This is a genomic window from Streptomyces sp. SAJ15, from assembly GCF_007595705.1.
Taxonomy (GTDB): Bacteria; Actinomycetota; Actinomycetes; order Streptomycetales; family Streptomycetaceae; genus Streptomyces.
The window spans coordinates 438,275-454,200 of record NZ_NISY01000001.1 but is presented as its reverse complement, the minus strand read 5'-3'; the positions used below and the strand labels follow the sequence as shown (position 1 = coordinate 454,200).

At 73.8% G+C, this 15,926-nt stretch carries 11 protein-coding genes; 5 read left to right on the top strand and 6 right to left on the bottom strand.

Features of this window, described 5'->3' with window-relative positions:
- Positions 1-82: 82 nt before the first annotated feature.
- Positions 83-2,119: an MDR family MFS transporter gene (locus CD790_RS01995; protein WP_144381202.1), complete on the bottom strand. Its 2,037-nt coding sequence runs from the start codon at positions 2,117-2,119 to the stop codon at positions 83-85.
- A gap of 238 nt (positions 2,120-2,357) precedes the next feature.
- Between CD790_RS01995 and CD790_RS01990 the strand changes: the two genes are divergently transcribed.
- The 4 genes from CD790_RS01990 (at position 2,358) to CD790_RS01975 (ending at position 6,620) form a co-directional block, all read left to right on the top strand.
- Positions 2,358-3,674 carry an energy-coupling factor ABC transporter permease gene (locus tag CD790_RS01990; protein ID WP_144381201.1) on the top strand — a complete coding sequence of 439 codons (1,317 nt, stop codon included), beginning with the start codon at positions 2,358-2,360 and terminating at the stop codon, positions 3,672-3,674.
- Position 3,675: 1 nt separating this feature from the next.
- The gene (cbiQ, locus tag CD790_RS01985; RefSeq protein ID WP_144381200.1) at positions 3,676-4,449 is read left to right on the top strand and encodes a cobalt ECF transporter T component CbiQ; all 774 of its coding nucleotides are present in this window, start codon (positions 3,676-3,678) and stop codon (positions 4,447-4,449) included.
- 76 nt (positions 4,450-4,525) lie between these two features.
- Positions 4,526-5,293, top strand: a complete 768-nt coding sequence (locus CD790_RS01980) for an energy-coupling factor ABC transporter ATP-binding protein (RefSeq protein ID WP_144381199.1) — start codon at positions 4,526-4,528, stop codon at positions 5,291-5,293.
- Between the two features lie 82 nt (positions 5,294-5,375).
- Positions 5,376-6,620, top strand: a complete 1,245-nt coding sequence (locus CD790_RS01975) for a serine hydrolase domain-containing protein (protein WP_144381198.1) — start codon at positions 5,376-5,378, stop codon at positions 6,618-6,620.
- Positions 6,621-6,806: 186 nt separating this feature from the next.
- Here CD790_RS01975 and CD790_RS01970 read toward each other — a convergent pair whose 3' ends face one another.
- Together CD790_RS01970 and CD790_RS01965 are read right to left on the bottom strand one after the other, a co-directional pair.
- Positions 6,807-9,050, bottom strand: coding sequence for an MMPL family transporter (locus CD790_RS01970; protein ID WP_144381197.1), 2,244 nt, complete (start codon positions 9,048-9,050; stop codon positions 6,807-6,809).
- 133 nt (positions 9,051-9,183) lie between these two features.
- On the bottom strand, positions 9,184-9,783 hold the full coding sequence (locus CD790_RS01965; protein ID WP_144381196.1) for a TetR/AcrR family transcriptional regulator: 600 nt from the start codon (positions 9,781-9,783) through the stop codon (positions 9,184-9,186).
- 324 nt (positions 9,784-10,107) lie between these two features.
- Here CD790_RS01965 and CD790_RS01960 point away from each other — a divergent pair, with 324 nt between their 5' ends.
- A complete protein-coding gene (locus CD790_RS01960; protein WP_144381855.1) occupies positions 10,108-13,434 on the top strand; it encodes a S41 family peptidase in 3,327 nt (1,108 codons plus the stop codon).
- Between the two features lie 170 nt (positions 13,435-13,604).
- On the opposite strand, the gene CD790_RS01955 is transcribed toward CD790_RS01960, so the two are convergent.
- From CD790_RS01955 to CD790_RS01945, 3 genes are all read right to left on the bottom strand, one after another.
- Positions 13,605-13,850 carry a hypothetical protein gene (locus CD790_RS01955; RefSeq protein WP_260867276.1) on the bottom strand — a complete coding sequence of 82 codons (246 nt, stop codon included), beginning with the start codon at positions 13,848-13,850 and terminating at the stop codon, positions 13,605-13,607.
- Between the two features lie 93 nt (positions 13,851-13,943).
- Entirely contained in the window at positions 13,944-14,915 is a 972-nt protein-coding gene (locus CD790_RS01950; RefSeq protein ID WP_144381195.1) for an SDR family oxidoreductase, read from the bottom strand.
- Positions 14,912-15,898 carry an alpha/beta fold hydrolase gene (locus CD790_RS01945; protein ID WP_144381853.1) on the bottom strand — a complete coding sequence of 329 codons (987 nt, stop codon included), beginning with the start codon at positions 15,896-15,898 and terminating at the stop codon, positions 14,912-14,914. Before CD790_RS01945 ends, CD790_RS01950 begins: the two co-directional genes overlap by 4 nt.
- Between the last annotated feature and the right edge of the window lie 28 nt (positions 15,899-15,926).

Here is a 15,926-nt window from a genome sequence, read left to right as displayed (position 1 = left end):
CCGGGCCCGGGCGGCGACTCGTGCCGGGGCGGGACACGGGCCACGGGCGCCGCCTTGGGCGGGCGCGCGGCGGGCGCGGATCTCAGACCGCCATCCGCTCCTGCCGGGACTCGCTCTCCTCCAGCAGCCGGGCGGCGATGTGGTCCAGCGCGTGGTCCAGGAGGACGCGATCGGCGGGATCGCCGGCGTCCCAGTCCTCCAGGTGCTCGTCGAGCCAGCCGCGCCAGGCGGCGCTGAGCCGCTGGATCTCGGCACGGCCGGCGCGGGTGAGGGCGAGCCGGCCGTCCGCGGAAAGACGCGCGTAGCGGCCGGCGACGAGCCGGTCGAAGGCGGGCCGCAGCACCTCCGGCGGCATCCGGTGCGCGGCGGCCACGTCGCCGAGCCGGGCCTCCCCGCGCAGATGCTCCCGCCAGTGGATCTGGCCCAACGCCCATGCCTCGGCCGGGCCCAGCGGGGAGCCGGAGCGGGCCAGCAGCTGACGGCTGACGGGCTCCTCGGCGTGGCGCAGCACGTTGGCCACCGCGCGCTCCAGCTGCCGTTCGGGGTCGGGGGTGTCCGGGGCGGAGAAGCCCTCGCCCAGGTCGACGGCGCCCGCGCGGGCGCTGTCGCGCAGCGGGACCTCCTTGAGGAACCAGGCGATGACGAAGCCGGCGGCGGCGACGGGCACCACCCACTGGAAGACGTAGCCGATGGTCTCGGCGTACGCCTCCACGACGGGTCGCCCCTGGGCCGGCGGCAGGGCGGTGAGCGCCTGCGGGTCCCGGACGGCGGCCGGCGGCACGTCGGGGGACTCGGCGAGCGCCGCGCGGAGCTCGGATTCGAGCCGACCGCTGTAGAGGGTGCCGAAGACCGCGGTGCCGAAGGAGCTGCCGAGGGTGCGGAAGAAGGTCACGCCGGAGGTGGCGGTGCCCAGCTCGTGGTACGGGACGGTGTTCTGCACCGCGATCGTGAGCACCTGCATGGCCAGCCCGATGCCGGCGCCCAGCACGAGCATGTACAGCGACTCCAGCCACACCCCGGTGTCCGGGCCCATGGTCGCCATGAGATACAGCCCCAGCGCCATCACGGCGGTGCCCGAGATCGGGAACAGCCGATAGCGGCCGGTGCGGCTGACGACGACGCCGGAGAGCACGGAGGTGCCCAGCAGGCCGACGATCAGCGGCAGGGTGCGGACGCCCGACTCTGTGGCGGAGACCCCGTCGACGAACTGGAGGTACGTCGGCAGGTAGGTGAGCGCGCCCAGCAACGAGAAGCCGACGATGAAGCTGAGCAGCGAGCAGACCGTGAAGACGGGGTTGCGGAACAGGCGCATCGGCAGCATCGGCTCCCGCGCCCGCAGCTCGACCAGGACGAAGGCGGTCAGCAGCACCGCGGAGCCGGCGAGGAGACCGACGACCTCCGCCGATCCCCAGGGGTACCGGGTGCCGCCCCATTCGAGCCCGAGCACCAGCCCGGACGAGCCCAGCGCCACCAGCACGATCCCCAGGTAGTCGATGACCGGGCGGACCGCGGCCCGGACGACGGGGATCTGCCGTGCCGCCATGGCGATCATGACGATGGCGACCGGGACGTTGACGTAGAAGCACCACCGCCAGGAGGCGTGGTCGGTGAAGACACCGCCCAGGGTCGGGCCGACGACGGTGGTCACACCGAAGACCGCGCCGAGCGCGCCCTGGTACTTCCCGCGCTGCCGCAGCGGGATCACGTCCGCGATCAGCGCCATGGCGGTGACCATCAGCCCGCCGCCGCCGACGCCCTGCACGGCGCGGGCGACGATCAGCAGCAGCATGCTGTCGGCGGCGCCGGCCAGGATCGAGCCCGCGATGAAGACGACGGCGCTGACCTGGAAGACGACCTTGCGGCCGAAGAGGTCGCCGAACTTCCCCACCAGCACGCTGGAGACGGTCTCGGCGAGCAGATAGGCGGTCACCACCCAGGCCATGTGCCCGCCGCCGCCCAGATCCGCCACGATCGTCGGCAGCGCCGTGGAGACGATCGTCTGGTCGAGCGCGGCCAGCAGCATGCCGAGCACGATGGTGACGAAGACCAGGTTGGTGTGGCGGCGGTCGAGGGCGGGCGGGGCCGGGGCGGCGGAGGGCTCCTCGGTGGCCGTGGTCATGGAACCTCGCACCTCCCGACGCCCCCGAGGCGGACTGCTCCCCTCAGCATTCGGCGAAATGTCCCCCACTGCCACTTGTGGACCCGCGCGCGGCGCGGCCGGGGTCGCACCGGTGTGCGCCGAGCACCGTCACGCGAGGTGGGCGCTCTTGCAAAGGCTTTGCAGCTGAGCCCATTATCGAACGGATTCAGCCAGCCCGGCTGCATACCGCCCCCTCCTCCCCCGAGCGGAGCCCGCCATGCACGTCCCCGACGGATTCATCGACGCCCCGGTGTCGGTGGCGACCGGCGCGGTCGCCACCGCGGCCGTCGCGGTCTGCCTGCGCGGCGCCCGCCGCGAGCTGGACGAGCGCACCGCCCCGCTGGCCGGGCTGGTCGCCGCCTTCGTCTTCGCCGTGCAGATGCTGAACTTCCCGGTCGCCGCGGGCACCAGCGGCCACCTGCTGGGCGGGGCCCTCGCCGCGATACTCGTCGGCCCCTACACGGGGGTGCTGTGCCTGTCCGTGGTGCTGCTCATGCAGGGCGTGCTGTTCGCGGACGGCGGCCTGACGGCACTGGGCGTCAACATCACCGACATGGGCGTGGTCACCGTCCTCGTGGCCTTCGCGCTCTTCCGCGGTCTGCTGCGGATCCTGCCGCGCACCCGGCGCGGGGTGACCGTCGCGTCGTTCGTCGCCGCCCTGGTCTCCGTCCCGGCCGCCGCCATCGCCTTCACCGCCCTGTACGCCGTCGGCGGCACCACCGACGTCGCCCTCGGCAAGGTCTTCACCGCCATGGTCGGCGTCCACCTGCTCATCGGCGTCGGCGAGGCCGCCATCACCGCCCTCACGGTGGGCGCCGTCGTCGCCGTCCGCCCCGACCTCGTCCACGGCGCGAGCGGCCTGGAGCGGCGGCTCGAACTGCGGGTCTCGCCCCTGTCACCGGCGACGCCGCTGTCACCTTCGACGCCGCGGAGCGCGGAGCCGACCGCGCGGAACGCCGGGCCGACCGTCCCCACCGAGACCGCGCGCCCGGACGGCGCCCCCACCCGGGCGGAGGACGTCCCGGCCCGGTCCGGGCGCCCGGACGGCGCCGCGGACCGCGGCCACCCCGGCCCGGCGCCCGCCGCGAGCGGGTCCGCGGACGCCTCCCGTACGGACCCGGCGGCGGCGCCCGCGCGAGCCGCGGCGCCTGCCACCGCCCCCGCCCCCGCCCCGCGCGGGACGCGGCGGGTGTGGCTGGCCGGGGTGGCCGCGGCCCTCCTCTGCGCCGGCGTGGTCAGCTTCTACGCGTCCAGCAGCCCGGACGGGCTGGAGAAGGTGGCGCAGGACCACGGCATCGACGCGAAGACCGAGGAGCACGCGGCGAAGGACTCGCCGCTGGCCGACTACGGAGTCGAGGACGTCTCCGACGCCCGGCTCTCCGGCGGTCTGGCCGGGGTGATCGGCGTGGCGGCGACGCTCGCCGTGGGCTCGGGGGTCTTCGTCGTGGTGCGCCGTCGCAGGGGCACGACGGCCGCCGCCCCGCGTGCCGACCGCGAGGCCCCGCGTGCCGACCGCGAGACCGAGGCGGTCTGAGATGGGAGCCGGCCACGCCCACCGCCTGTACCGGGCGGGTGACTCGCCGGTGCACGCGCTGCCCCCGCAGTGCAAGATCGCGGCGGTCTTCTGCTTCGTCCTCGTCGTGGTCTCCACCCCGCGCACGGCGCTGTGGGCGTTCGCGCTGTACGCGGCGGCGCTGGCCGCCGTCGCCGCCGTGGCCCGGGTCCCGGCGGGGCTGGTGCTGCGCCGGATGCTGATCGAGGTGCCGTTCGTGGCGTTCGCCGTGCTCCTGCCATTCGTCGCCGAGGGGCCCCGGGTGGAGGTGCTGGGGCTGTCGCTCAGCGAGTCGGGACTGTGGGGCGCCTGGAACGTCCTGGCCAAGGGCACCCTGGGCGTCGCCGCATCCGTGCTGCTCGCCGCCACCACCGAGCTGCGGGCGCTGCTGCTCGGCCTCCAGCGGCTGCGGATGCCCCCGCTGCTGGTCCAGATCGCGTCGTTCATGATCCGCTACGGGGACGTCGTCACCGACGAGATGCGCCGGATGCGCGTCGCGCGGGAGTCGCGCGGCTTCCAGGCCCGCGGAGTCCGCCACTGGAGGGTGCTCGCGCGGTCCGCCGGCGCGCTGTTCATCCGCTCCTACGAGCGCGGGGAACGGGTCCATCTGGCGATGGTCAGCCGGGGCTACACCGGCACCATGCCGGTGATCGACGAGGTGACGGCGACCCGCGCCCAGTGGGCGTGCGCCGCCGCCCTCCCGCTGGCCGCGCTGGCCGTGTGCGTCCCCGCGTGGGCGCTCGCAGGGGGTGGCTGACGACGGACGAGCACCGCGCCCCCGACCTGACCCGGCGGCCGACGCCGCGCCCCACGCCGATCGGATGGACCCGTAGATGACCGCCCCGTCCCCCGCCCCCGCCTCCCTTGAGGTGTCCCGCCTCGCCTATGCCTACCCCGACGGCCACCAGGCCCTGTTCGGCGTGGACCTCGCCCTCGCGCGCGGGGAGCGCGTCGCGCTGCTCGGCCCCAACGGCGCCGGGAAGACCACCCTCGTGCTGCATCTGAACGGCATCCTGAGCGGCGGCACGGGCACCGTGACGGTGGCCGGGCTCCCGGTCGGCAAGCGGCATCTGGCGGAGATCCGGCGCCGGGTCGGCATCGTCTTCCAGGACCCGGACGACCAGCTGTTCATGCCCACGGTGCGCGAGGACGTCGCCTTCGGCCCGGCGGCGGCCGGGATCCGGGGCGCTGAGCTGGCGGATCGGGTCAACCGCGCCCTGGAGCGGGTCGGCATGGCGGAGTTCGCCGACCGCCCGCCGCACCACCTCTCCTTCGGCCAGCGGCGCCGGGTGGCGGTGGCCACGGTGCTGGCCATGGAGCCGGAGATCCTGGTCCTGGACGAGCCGTCCTCCAACCTCGACCCGGCCTCACGCCGCGAACTCGCCGATATCCTGCGCTCGCTGGAGGTCACGGTGCTGATGGTCACCCACGACCTGCCGTACGCGCTGGAGCTGTGCCCCCGCTCGGTGGTGCTCAGCGAGGGGGTCATCGTGGCCGACGGCGCCACCCGCGACCTGCTCTGCGACGAGGAGCTGATGCGCCGGCACCGGCTGGAGCTGCCGTTCGGCTTCGATCCGCGCTCGGTACCCGCCCCGGCATAAGCCCTCCCGCGCGGGCGTTGCACCATGGCAGCACACACGTCAGGCACAGCAGGTACGTCAGGCAGGGCAGGAGTACGCATCAGTGGTGGACGTCCAGGGCACGGTGGCGGACGGCTTCGAACCGGTTCGGGACGCCTTTGCCGAGAACTTCGCGCGGCGGGGTGAGCGGGGCGCGGCCTTCGCGCTCTACGTGGAGGGGCGCAAGGTCGTCGATCTGTGGGGCGGCGTCAGGGACGCGGACTCCGTGGCGCCGAACGCCGACGGCGGGGTCGACACCGGCGGCGGGGACGGCGAGGCCGGGGACGCCGTGGAGCCCGCGCCGTGGACGCGGGAGACCGCGCAGGTGGTCCGTTCCGTCACCAAGGGCGTGGCCGCGGCCGTGCCGCTGCTGCTGCACCAGCGCGGCCAACTGGACCTGGACGCCCGCGTCGGCTCGTACTGGCCCGAGTTCAAGGCCAACGGCAAGGAGCGGGTGCTGGTCCGGCACCTGCTCTCGCACCGGGCCGGGGTGCCGGCCCTGGACACCCCGCTGACCCCCGACGAGGCCGTCGACGGCGTCTCCGGGCCCCGGGCGGTCGCCGCGCAGGCGCCCGCCTGGGAGCCGGGCACCGACCACGGCTACCACGCCCAGACCTACAGCTGGCTGCTGGGCGAGCTGGTGCGCCGGGTCACCGGGCGCACCCTGGGCCGCTGGGTGGCCGAGGAGATCGCCCGGCCGCTCGGCCTGGGGCTGTGGATAGGGCTGCCGGAGTCCGAGCGCGGGCGGGTGGGCCGGATAGCCGGCGTGGAGCCGCCGGCCGCCCCGGCCACCGCCGGTGAGCCGCGGCTGCGCCCCAAGCGGTCGGTCGCGGAGGCGTACCAGGACCCGGAGTCGCTGACCCGGCGCGCCTTCGGCGCCATCGCCCCGGCCCCCGACGAGAACGACGCCGCCTACCGCGCGGCCGAGCTGGCCGCCTCCGGCGGCGTGGCCACCGCCGACGCGCTGGCCCGCTTCTACGCGGCGCTGATCGGGCCGGTCCCCTTCGGTCGCCGGCTCTTCGCCCCCGCCACCGTCACCCTGGCCCGCACCGAGGAGTCGACCGGCCCCGACCGGGTCCTCGTCGTCGGCACCCGCTTCGGCCTCGGCTACATGCTGCACGGCCCGGCCTCCCCGCTGCTGGGCCCCGGCTCCTTCGGCCACCCCGGGCGCGGCGGCTCCCTCGCCTTCGCCGACCCCGCCACCGGGGTCGGCTTCGGCTATGTCACCAACGGCATGCGGCGCGGCGTCACCGCCGACCCCCGAGCCCAGGCCCTCGTCCGGGCGGTCCGCGCGGTCGTCACCGCCTGACGCCCGGCCGGCGGGCGGCTCCGTCGGCCCCTGTTGATGTTGGCGGGCCCGACCGTCACGCCCCACCGCCGGCCGCGCGGCGCGCGCCCGCATCGTGAACCCCGCGTGAAACGGCCGCGGCGGCCCCCGCTCGATGAGCGAGGACCGCCGCGGCGATCTGTCCTGTCGGCCGGTGGCCGAACGGGGTCAGACGCGGGTCAGCTCCGCGTCCGCGTCGCCCTGCCGCTGACCGGCGGCGGGGGACTCGGTGGAGAGCTGCTTCTGGAGCTGCTCACCCTCGACGTCGACGTTGGGCAGGACCTTGTCCAGCCACTTCGGCAGCCACCAGGCGGACTTGCCGAGCAGGGCCATGACGGCCGGGACGATGGTCATACGGACGATGAAGGCGTCGAAGAGGACCGCGATGGCCAGGCCGAAGCCGATCATCTTGACCATCGACTCGGGGGAGCCGATGAAGCCGGCGAAGACGGCGATCATGATGATCGCGGCGGCGGTGACCACGCGGGCGCCGTGCCGGAAGCCGGTGACGATCGCGTCGGACGGGCTCTCCCCGTGGACGAACGCCTCGCGCATCCGGGTGACCAGGAAGACCTCGTAGTCCATCGCCAGACCGAACACCACACCGATCATGAAGATCGGCATCATGCTCATGATCGGGCCGGTCTCCTCGACGGCGAAGAGGCTCGCGCCCCAGCCCCACTGGAAGACCGCGACCACCGCGCCGAGCGCCGCGACCACCGAGAGCAGGAAGCCCAGGGCCGCCTTCAGCGGGACCAGCACCGAGCGGAAGACCGCCATCAGCAGCAGGAAGGCCAGGCCGACGACGAGCGCCAGATACGGCAGCAGCGCGTCCTGCAGCTTCTTGGAGATGTCGATGTTCATCGCGGTGGTGCCGGTGACCAGGACCTCGGCGCCGGTGTCGGCCTGGATCCTGTCCGCCTCGTCGCGGATGTCCGCGACGAGCTCCTCGGTGTCGTGGCTGCTCGGCTTGTACTTGGAGATGACCGTGAGCATCGCCGCGTCGCCGGCCTTGTTGTACGACTGCGGGCCGACCGGGGAGACCATGGCCGCGCCCTTGAGCCCGGAGATGGCCTTGGCGGCCTTCTTGACCGACCCCTCGCGGTCCTTGGCGTCCTTGACGTCGATGGCGACCATCAGCGGGCCGTTGAGACCGGGGCCGAAGCCCTCGGAGACCAGGTCGTACGCCTTGCGCTTGGTGGAGCTGGTGGGCTGGTAGCCGTCGTCCGGCAGGCCGAGCTCCAGGCTTCCCGCCGGGATGGCGGCGGCGCCGAGGCCGATGACGCCCAGCGCCAGGATGGCGATCGGGCGACGCAGGATGAGGCGCGCCCAGCGGGTGCCCGCGTTCGGCTTGTCGGAGCTGGCGTAGGAGCCGGTCTCCTCCTTGCGCCGACGGGCCTTGCGACCCCAGATGCGCTTGCCGGCGAAGCCCAGCAGCGCGGGGATGAGGCTGATGGCGATCAGGACCGCGATGGCGACCGTGCCCGCGGCGGCGAAGCCCATCTTGGACAGCACCGGGATGTTGACCACGGCCAGGCCCGCCAGGGCGATGACGACGGTCAGACCGGCGAAGACCACCGCGGAGCCCGCGGTGCCCACGGCCCGACCGGCCGCCTCCTCGCCTTCCCGACCCTCGGCCAGCTCGGCGCGGTAGCGGGAGACGATGAACAGCGCGTAGTCGATGCCGACCGCGAGGCCGATCATCATCGCCAGCGTCGAGGTGGTGCTGGACAGCCCCAGCGTCGAGGCCAGCGCGGTGATCGAGGAGATGCCGATGCCGACGCCCATGATGGCGGTCAGCAGCGGCATGCCGGCCGCGAGCAGCGAGCCGAAGGTGATGGCGAGCACGACCGCGGAGATGGCGATGCCGATGATCTCCGTGGAGCCCTGCTCGGGCATCTCCTCCAGCGCGTCACCGCCGATCTCCACCTGGAGGCCGCTCTCGCGGGCCTTCTCGCCCGCGTCCTTCAGCGCCTCCTTGGAGTCCTTGTCCATCTCCATGGCGTTGACCTTGTAGGTGGTCAGGATGTACGCCGTGGAGCCGTCCTTGCTGACGGCGTTGCTCTTGAACGGGTCGGCGACCGAGGCGATCTCGTCGGAGCCCTTGGTCAGGTCCTTGATGACCTCGTCGACCTTGGCCTTGTTGGCCTTGTCCGTCATCTTCTGGCCGTCCGGCGCGCGGAAGACCACGCGCGCGGTGGCGCCCTCGGCACTGATGTCGGGGAAGCGCTCTTCCAGGAGGTCGAAGGCCTTCTGGGCCTCGGTGCCGGGCACGGAGAAGTCGTCGTTGCCGGGCGGGCTGGCGGTACCGGCGCCGACTCCCGCGACCACCAGTAGTGCCACCCAGATCAAGGCGACGAATCGTCGCCTTCTGAATGCGAAACGGCCGAGTTTATAGAGGAAGGTGGCCACGAGGAGAGACGCTCCCGTCGTATAGACAAATAGCAGGTTGCGGAGAACCAGCCCGGCGACGAGAGCGGCGCGCCAGGTGGCGTGGGTGTGCGGTTGTCGGTGTGCGGTTGTCGGGGTGCCACTGGGGAGAGGCTCAGGCGCCGAGAGCGGGGAGGATCACGGCGTCGATATAGGTGAGCAGATAGTCGGCGTCCGCCGTCCGGTCGTCGATCAAGGGACGTGCGACGAACGCGCCGCACAGCATGTGCGGCACATAACCGAGGGCGGGCGCGTCCGCGGCGATCTCACCGCGGTCGACGGCGCGCTTCAACAGCGCGTCAAGGGCGGCGACTTCGGGGGCGATCAACAGCTCCCGCAGCGCCTGACTCAGGTCCGGATTCTCATGGGTGGCATGGGCGAGACCCCGCATGAGGGCCGCGTCCTGCTCAGTCCTGTCACTCCCGCAGATCACCACCTCACGCAGGTCGCCGCGGAGCGACCCGGTGTCGATGTTCTCCAGCGGAACCGGCTTGGTGTGCCGCAGTGCGGTGGCCACCAACTGCGGCTTGCTTTCCCACTGTCGATAGAGTGTTGCCTTGCTGGAGCGCGTACGCGCGGCGATGGCGTCCATCGTCAAGGCGGCGTAACCGACCTCCCGGAGGAGCTCGACCACCGCCTCGTACAGCTCGCTCTCCCGCTCAGGGGTGAGCCGGCTGCGGCGTGTACGGGGCTTGGCCCCCTGCACGGTCGGCATGGCGCGCACCCCCTGGCTCCAGCCTCGGATCAAGACATCCGAACGAAACGGTTTCGTACGCTTAAAGTGTACGTCATACCGTCTACCGCCGCGCGCGATTATGTGCTCGTACGCCGGTGTCGTCGGTCACAGAACCGAGTTGCCGTCGTTGCCACGGCCCGAAAGCATGGTGGTGTGAGCGACGCACGCGGGGCCTCCGGCCCGCTCGAAGCGACACCGTCCGCATCCGTGCCCGGTGGACCGGGCGGCGGCGCGCCGGGGGCCCGGGGGACGGACGCGGGCGACGGGGCGTACCTGCGCTATCCGCACCTCCACGGCGATCTGATGTGCTTCGCGACCGAGGACGACCTGTGGCTGGCGCCGCTGGCGGGCCCCGGGGAGCCGGCCGGCCGGGCCTGGCGGCTGACGGTGGACCGGACCCGGGTCGGCCACCCCCGCTTCTCCCCGGACGGGAGCCAGATCGCCTTCACCACCTGGCGCAGCCTCGACCCGGAGATCCATCTGGTCCCGACGGAGGGCGGATCGGCGCGGCGGCTCTCGTACTGGGGCAGCACCGACACGCGGGTGTGCGGGTGGACGCCGCCGGAGAACGGGGTCTCGCACATCCTCGCCGTCAGCTCGCACGGCCAGCCCTTCCCGTACTTCTCCTGGGCCTACAAGGTGCCCACCGACGGCGGCCCCGGCGGCCGGCTGCCCTGGGGACCGGTCTCCGACATCGCGGTCGCGGACGTCGCGGGCGAGCACCGGACGCTGCTGCTCACCGGCAAGCCGCCGCACGAGCCGGCCTCCTGGAAGCGCTACCGCGGCGGCGCGATGGGGCGCATGTGGCTGCACGGCGCCCGGCTCCTGCCGGACCTGTACGGACACCTGGACGCGCCGATGTTCGTCGGCGACCGGATCGCCTTCCTCTCCGACCACGAGGGCGTGGGCAACCTCTACTCCTGCCTTCCCGACGGCACCGACCTGCGCCGCCACACCGACCACGAGGACTTCTACGCCCGGCACGCCGCCACCGACGGCTCGCGGGTGATCTACCAGTGCGCCGGCGACCTGTGGCTGGTGGAGGACCTGACGCCGCGGGCCCGGCCACGCCGGCTGGAGGTGCGGCTGGGCGGGCCGCGCGCGGGGCGGCGCCGCTATCAGGTGCCGGCCGCCGCGCATGTCGACTCGCTGACGGTGGACACCACCGGCCGGGCGAGCGCGGTGTGCGTGCGCGGCAGCCTGTACTGGCTGACCCACCGGGACGGGCCCGCGCGGTCGCTGGTGGACACCCCGGGGGTGCGGGTGCGGATGCCGGAGATGCTGGCGGCCGGCGGACAGGTCGCCTACGTCACCGACGCCGAGGGCGAGGACGCCATCGAGATCGGCCAGCTGCCGCGCGCCGCCGGGCCGGGGCGGCCGCGCCGGCTGGCCGTGGGGCGGCTGGGCCGGGTGCACGAGCTGGTCGCCTCCCCGGACGGCAGGCGGCTGGCGGTGGCCGCGCACGACGGCCGACTGCTGCTGATCACCCTGGCCGACGCGGTCGGCGGCGAGGGCGTGACCGCGGCCACGGCCGAGGAGGGCGGCACCGAAGGCGAGTCCGAGGCGACGACGGCGACGGTGACGACGGCGACGACGGCGGCCACAGCTGGGGACGAGGTCAGCGAGCTGATCCGCTCCGCCAACGGCCCGGTGCGGGACCTCGCCTTCTCCCCCGACTCCGACTGGCTCGCCTGGTCCCACCCCGGCATCGGCCGCACCCTGCGCCAGATCAAGATCGCCAGGCTGCAGGACCGCACCGTCGTGGACGTCACCGACGGGCGCTTCGAGGACGAGAACCCGGTGTTCACCCGCGACGGCCGCTATCTGGCGTTCCTCTCCTGGCGCGGCTTCGACCCCGTCTACGACGTGCACACCGGCGACCTGTCGTTCCCGCTGGGCTGCCGCCCCTATCTGGTGCCGCTGTCCTCGGCCACCCCCTCCCCCTTCGCCCTCTCCCCCGAGGGTCGGCCGGCGGCCGGCGGACTGGATCCGGACGAGGCCGTGCCCGAGGGCGACGGGCATGTGATGGTCGAGGTGGAGGGGCTGGCGAGCCGGGTGACCGTCTTCCCGGTGGCCGCCTCGAAGTACTCGGCGCTGTGCCCGGTGGCCGGCGGCGGGCTGGTCTGGCTGCGCTGGCCGATCTCCGGCGCGCTCGGCGAGACCTTCGCCAACCCCACCGACACCTCCGGCCGCCCCACCCTGGAACACTTCGACCTCGCCAAGGCCAAGCGCGCCGAACTCAGCAGCAGCCTGGACTGGTTCGTCGTCAGCGGCGACGGCTCCCGGATGGTGCTCAACGACGAGGGCGAGCTGCGCGCGGTACCGGCCACCGAGTCCGGCGACAGCGACTCCACCGTCTACATCGACATGCGGCGCATCCAGCACGAGGTCGACCCCGCGGCCGAGTGGCGCCAGGCGTACACGGAGGCTGGCCGCATCGTCCGCTCGTACTTCTGGGACCCGGGGATGTCCGGCGTCGACTGGGACGGGGTGCTGGAGCAGTACCGCCCGCTGGTCGAACGGGTCGCCTCCCCCGACGAGTTCGCCGACCTGCTGCGCGAGGTCCTGGGCGAGCTGGGCACCTCGCACGCCTATGTCGTCCCGGCCCGGCGCAACGAGGGCCCACGCCACTACCAGCGCCCCATCGGGCTGCTCGGCGTCAACTTCGTCCGCACCAAGGAGGGCGCCTGGACGCTGGGTCGGATCCTGCCCGGCGAGTCCTCCGACTCCCGCGCCCGCTCCCCGCTGGCCGGCTCCGGCATACGCGAGGGGGCCGTCCTCACCCATGTCGACGGGCGGCCGGTGGACCCGGTCACCGGCCCCTTCCCGCTGCTGGCCGCCGCCGGCGGCACCACCGTGGAGCTCACCTTCGCCTCGTCCGACGGCGCCGGTCCGCCGCGCCGGGTGGCCATCATGCCGCTGATCGACGACCGGCCGCTGCGCTACCAGCACTGGGTCGCCAAGCGCCGCGCGGTGGTGCGGGAGTTGAGCGGCGGCAAGTGCGGCTACCTCCACATCCCCGACATGGGCGGCTCCGGCTGGGCGCAGTTCAACCGCGATCTGCGCCGCGAGATGTCGCTGCCCACGCTGATCGTCGACGTCCGCGGCAACGCCGGCGGCAACATCAGCGAACTGGTGGTGGAGAAGCTCACCCGCACCATCATGGGCTGGGACCTCACCCGCGACGCCCGGCCGGTCTCGTACACCAGCAACGCCCCGCGCGGCCCGATCGTCGCCGTCGCCGACGAGATGACCTCGTCCGACGGCGACATGATCACCGCGGCCTTCCGGCTGCTCGGCATCGGCCCCGTCGTCGGCCTGCGCACCTGGGGCGGCGTCGTCGGCATGACCGGCCGCCACCGACTGATCGACGGGACGGCGATCACCGTGCCGATGAACGCGGCCTGGTTCGAGGCGTACGGCTGGGATGTGGAGAACCACGGCGTCGAGCCCGACATCGAGGTGGAACGCACCCCGCTGGACTGGGCCGAGGGCCGCCACAAGCAGCTCGACGACGCCGTCCGCGTCGCCCTGGACCTGCTGGACCGCCACGGCTCCGCCGAGCCCCCGGACTACTCGAACGTCCCGGACCGGCGCCGTCCGAAACTGCCGCCGCGGGCGGGCGGTTAGCGGCGCCATCGGGCCATCCGGGTGGGCCCGCGGGCAGACCGGCGACGCCGTCGGGCAGATCCGGTGCCGGCGGGCAGGCAGCGACCAGGGGCGCACCCCGTCACCGGGATGCGCCCCTGAGCAGCACAGGTAGGTAGGTGCACCTGGGGGTGCGCCTCAGTCGGCCGCCGTTACAGCGGCTCGTCCAGGTCGTCCAGGCTCTGCTGCTGTGGCTGCTGGCCGCGCTGGCCCTGGCCGCGCATGTCCTTCTCCTCGGACATGTTCTTGCCCTTGCGCTGCTGGCCCTTCTGCTTGGCCTGCTGTGCCTTCTCGCGCAGCTTGTCTCCGGCCTCCTGGCCGCGCTGCTGCGCCTCCTGGGAGGTCTGCTGCAGCTTTTCCTTGCCCTGCTGCGCCTTGCGGCTTATGTCGTCCTGCATGCCCATCGAAGTCACTCCTCGGTGGCTGGGGGTTGGGCCTCGATCAGCCTGACATGCCGGTACATACGGCGCATTTCGATCAGTCACGCACGGTCACGCATCGGCGGCCGGCGCGGCCGCGTCGCCGGTGCGCTCCGCCTCCGTGATCTCGTCGCGAGGCCGTCCCGCGCGCGGGACGGCCGTCCGCTGCCGGCGGGTCCGCTCGTCCGCCGCGCCACCCGCGCCGACCAGCCCGCCGCGCACCTCGCCCAGCCGCGGTCCGAAGCGCCGCATCTCGCGCCGCCCGCCGATGCCCGTCAGGACCGGCAGCCCGCCACGGAGCGGCTGCATCCCGCGCAGCCACCACTGCGCGTACACCTGCGCGGACCGGCGCTCGATGCCGGCGACGAGCCGGTCGACGGCCGGCCCCAGCGGGTAGGTGCGGTTGACCGGCCACGGCAGCCGGGCGCGCAGCTCGCGCATCACCGGGTCCTGGTCGGCGCCGCGCACCATGTCGGTGTCCGTCCAGCTCAGATAGCCGACGCCGACCCGTACGCCACGGTGGCCGACCTCGGCGCGCAGGCTGTGCGCGAACGCCTCGACGCCCGCCTTGGAGGCGCAGTACGCCGTCATCATCGGGGTGGGCGCGAGCGCGGCCAGCGAGGCGATCTGGAGGAGGTAGCCGCGGCTCTCCAGCAGCGCGGGCAGGAAGGCGCGCGCGGTGGTGGCGCTGCCCAGCAGGTTGACCTCGACCACCCGCCGCCAGGCGGCCTCGTCGGAGTCCAGGAAGGGTCCGGCGACGGCGACTCCGGCGTTGGCGACGACGACGTCCACCCGTCCGAAGCGCTCCCGCACCTCGGCCGCCACGCGGGTCATCGCCTCGTGGTCGGTGACGTCGGCGTGCCAGTGGCCGCACGCGGTGTGCAGCCGGTCGGCCACCTTCTTCAACTCGTCCGGCTCCAGGCCGACGAGGGCCACCGTGGCGCCCCGCGCGGACAGCTTGCGGGCCAGCAGCTCGCCGACGCCGCGCGCCGCGCCGGTCACCACCGCGACCCGCCCCTCCAGAGGTCCCTTGCCGCCGCTCATGCCGTGGGCTCCTTCGTCTCGTCCGTCTCGTCATGCCGATGGGGGCGGAGGTCGTCCGACGCGCCGTCAGCCGTGCCGCCGACGCGGGGCGTGAGGTGGTGCAGGACGAGGTCGCGAATCCGGTCGGCGACCGTCGCCCCGTCCTCCACCGGCGTCATGTGGCCGACCCCCGGCAGCTCGGTGACGCCCACGCAGTGCGGGAGCAGCGCGGCCAGGGCGTACGCGTGGCGCACGGGGGTGAGCCGGTCGGCGGCGCCGTGCACGATCGCCGTCGGCACCGCCACCCGTGTCACCCCGCGGTCCAGGTCCAGCTCGGCCAGCACCCGCCCCCAGTCGGCGCGCACCCCGCGCGGGCAGCCGGCCACGATGCGGGCGCATGCCTCCACCATCTCCGCGGAGGCGTCGCGTCCCAGGGTGATGTAGCGCAGCACCCGGCGGCCCAGCGGCGCCAGCGGGCTGGCCGGGGCGCGGGAGGTGAGGATCGCGCGGTGCAGCGCCGTACGGAGCCGGCCGGCCCGCAGCGGCACCACGTGCGACCGCGCGGGCAGCCGGGAGCTGCCGGTGCTGCACAGCAGCACGGCCGCGGCGTGCGCGCGGAAGTGCGGACGGGCGGAGGCGGCCATCAGGGTCATGCCGCCCATGGAGTGGCCGGCGAGCACCGCGCGTTGGCCGGCGGCGGAGTCCAGGGTGGCCTCCAGCACCGCCTCCAGGTCGTCGGCGAGAGCGTCGGTGGAGCAGCCGCCGGGCCGGGCGACGGGGCTACCGCCGTGCCCGCGCAGGTCGTAGGTGATCACCCGGTGGTCGACGGCCAGCTCGCGGATGACCCGCGCCCAGAAGGCGGTGGAGCACGTCCAGCCGTGGACCAGCACCACCGCGGGGGCGCCCTCGGGCCCGTGCACCTCGACGTGCAGCCGGGCGCCGTCGGCCGAGGTGACGGTGAGCTCGCGGGCGGGGACCGGAGGTGCGAACGGCCCGGAGCGCATATGCGGCGTACGGCGCGGACGGAGGGGG

Bases quoted from the DNA above. Each gene is read 5' to 3' on its own strand.
- CD790_RS01950 (WP_144381195.1), bottom strand. From the start codon at position 14,915: ATGAGCGGCGGCAAGGGACCTCTGGAGGGGCGGGTCGCGGTGGTGACC.
- cbiQ (WP_144381200.1), top strand. From the start codon at position 3,676: ATGGGAGCCGGCCACGCCCACCGCCTGTACCGGGCGGGTGACTCGCCG.
- CD790_RS01955 (WP_260867276.1), bottom strand. From the start codon at position 13,850: ATGCAGGACGACATAAGCCGCAAGGCGCAGCAGGGCAAGGAAAAGCTG.
- CD790_RS01995 (WP_144381202.1), bottom strand. From the start codon at position 2,119: ATGACCACGGCCACCGAGGAGCCCTCCGCCGCCCCGGCCCCGCCCGCC.
- CD790_RS01980 (WP_144381199.1), top strand. From the start codon at position 4,526: ATGACCGCCCCGTCCCCCGCCCCCGCCTCCCTTGAGGTGTCCCGCCTC.
- CD790_RS01960 (WP_144381855.1), top strand. From the start codon at position 10,108: ATGTGCTTCGCGACCGAGGACGACCTGTGGCTGGCGCCGCTGGCGGGC.
- CD790_RS01990 (WP_144381201.1), top strand. From the start codon at position 2,358: ATGCACGTCCCCGACGGATTCATCGACGCCCCGGTGTCGGTGGCGACC.
- CD790_RS01965 (WP_144381196.1), bottom strand. From the start codon at position 9,783: ATGCCGACCGTGCAGGGGGCCAAGCCCCGTACACGCCGCAGCCGGCTC.
- CD790_RS01945 (WP_144381853.1), bottom strand. From the start codon at position 15,898: ATGCGCTCCGGGCCGTTCGCACCTCCGGTCCCCGCCCGCGAGCTCACC.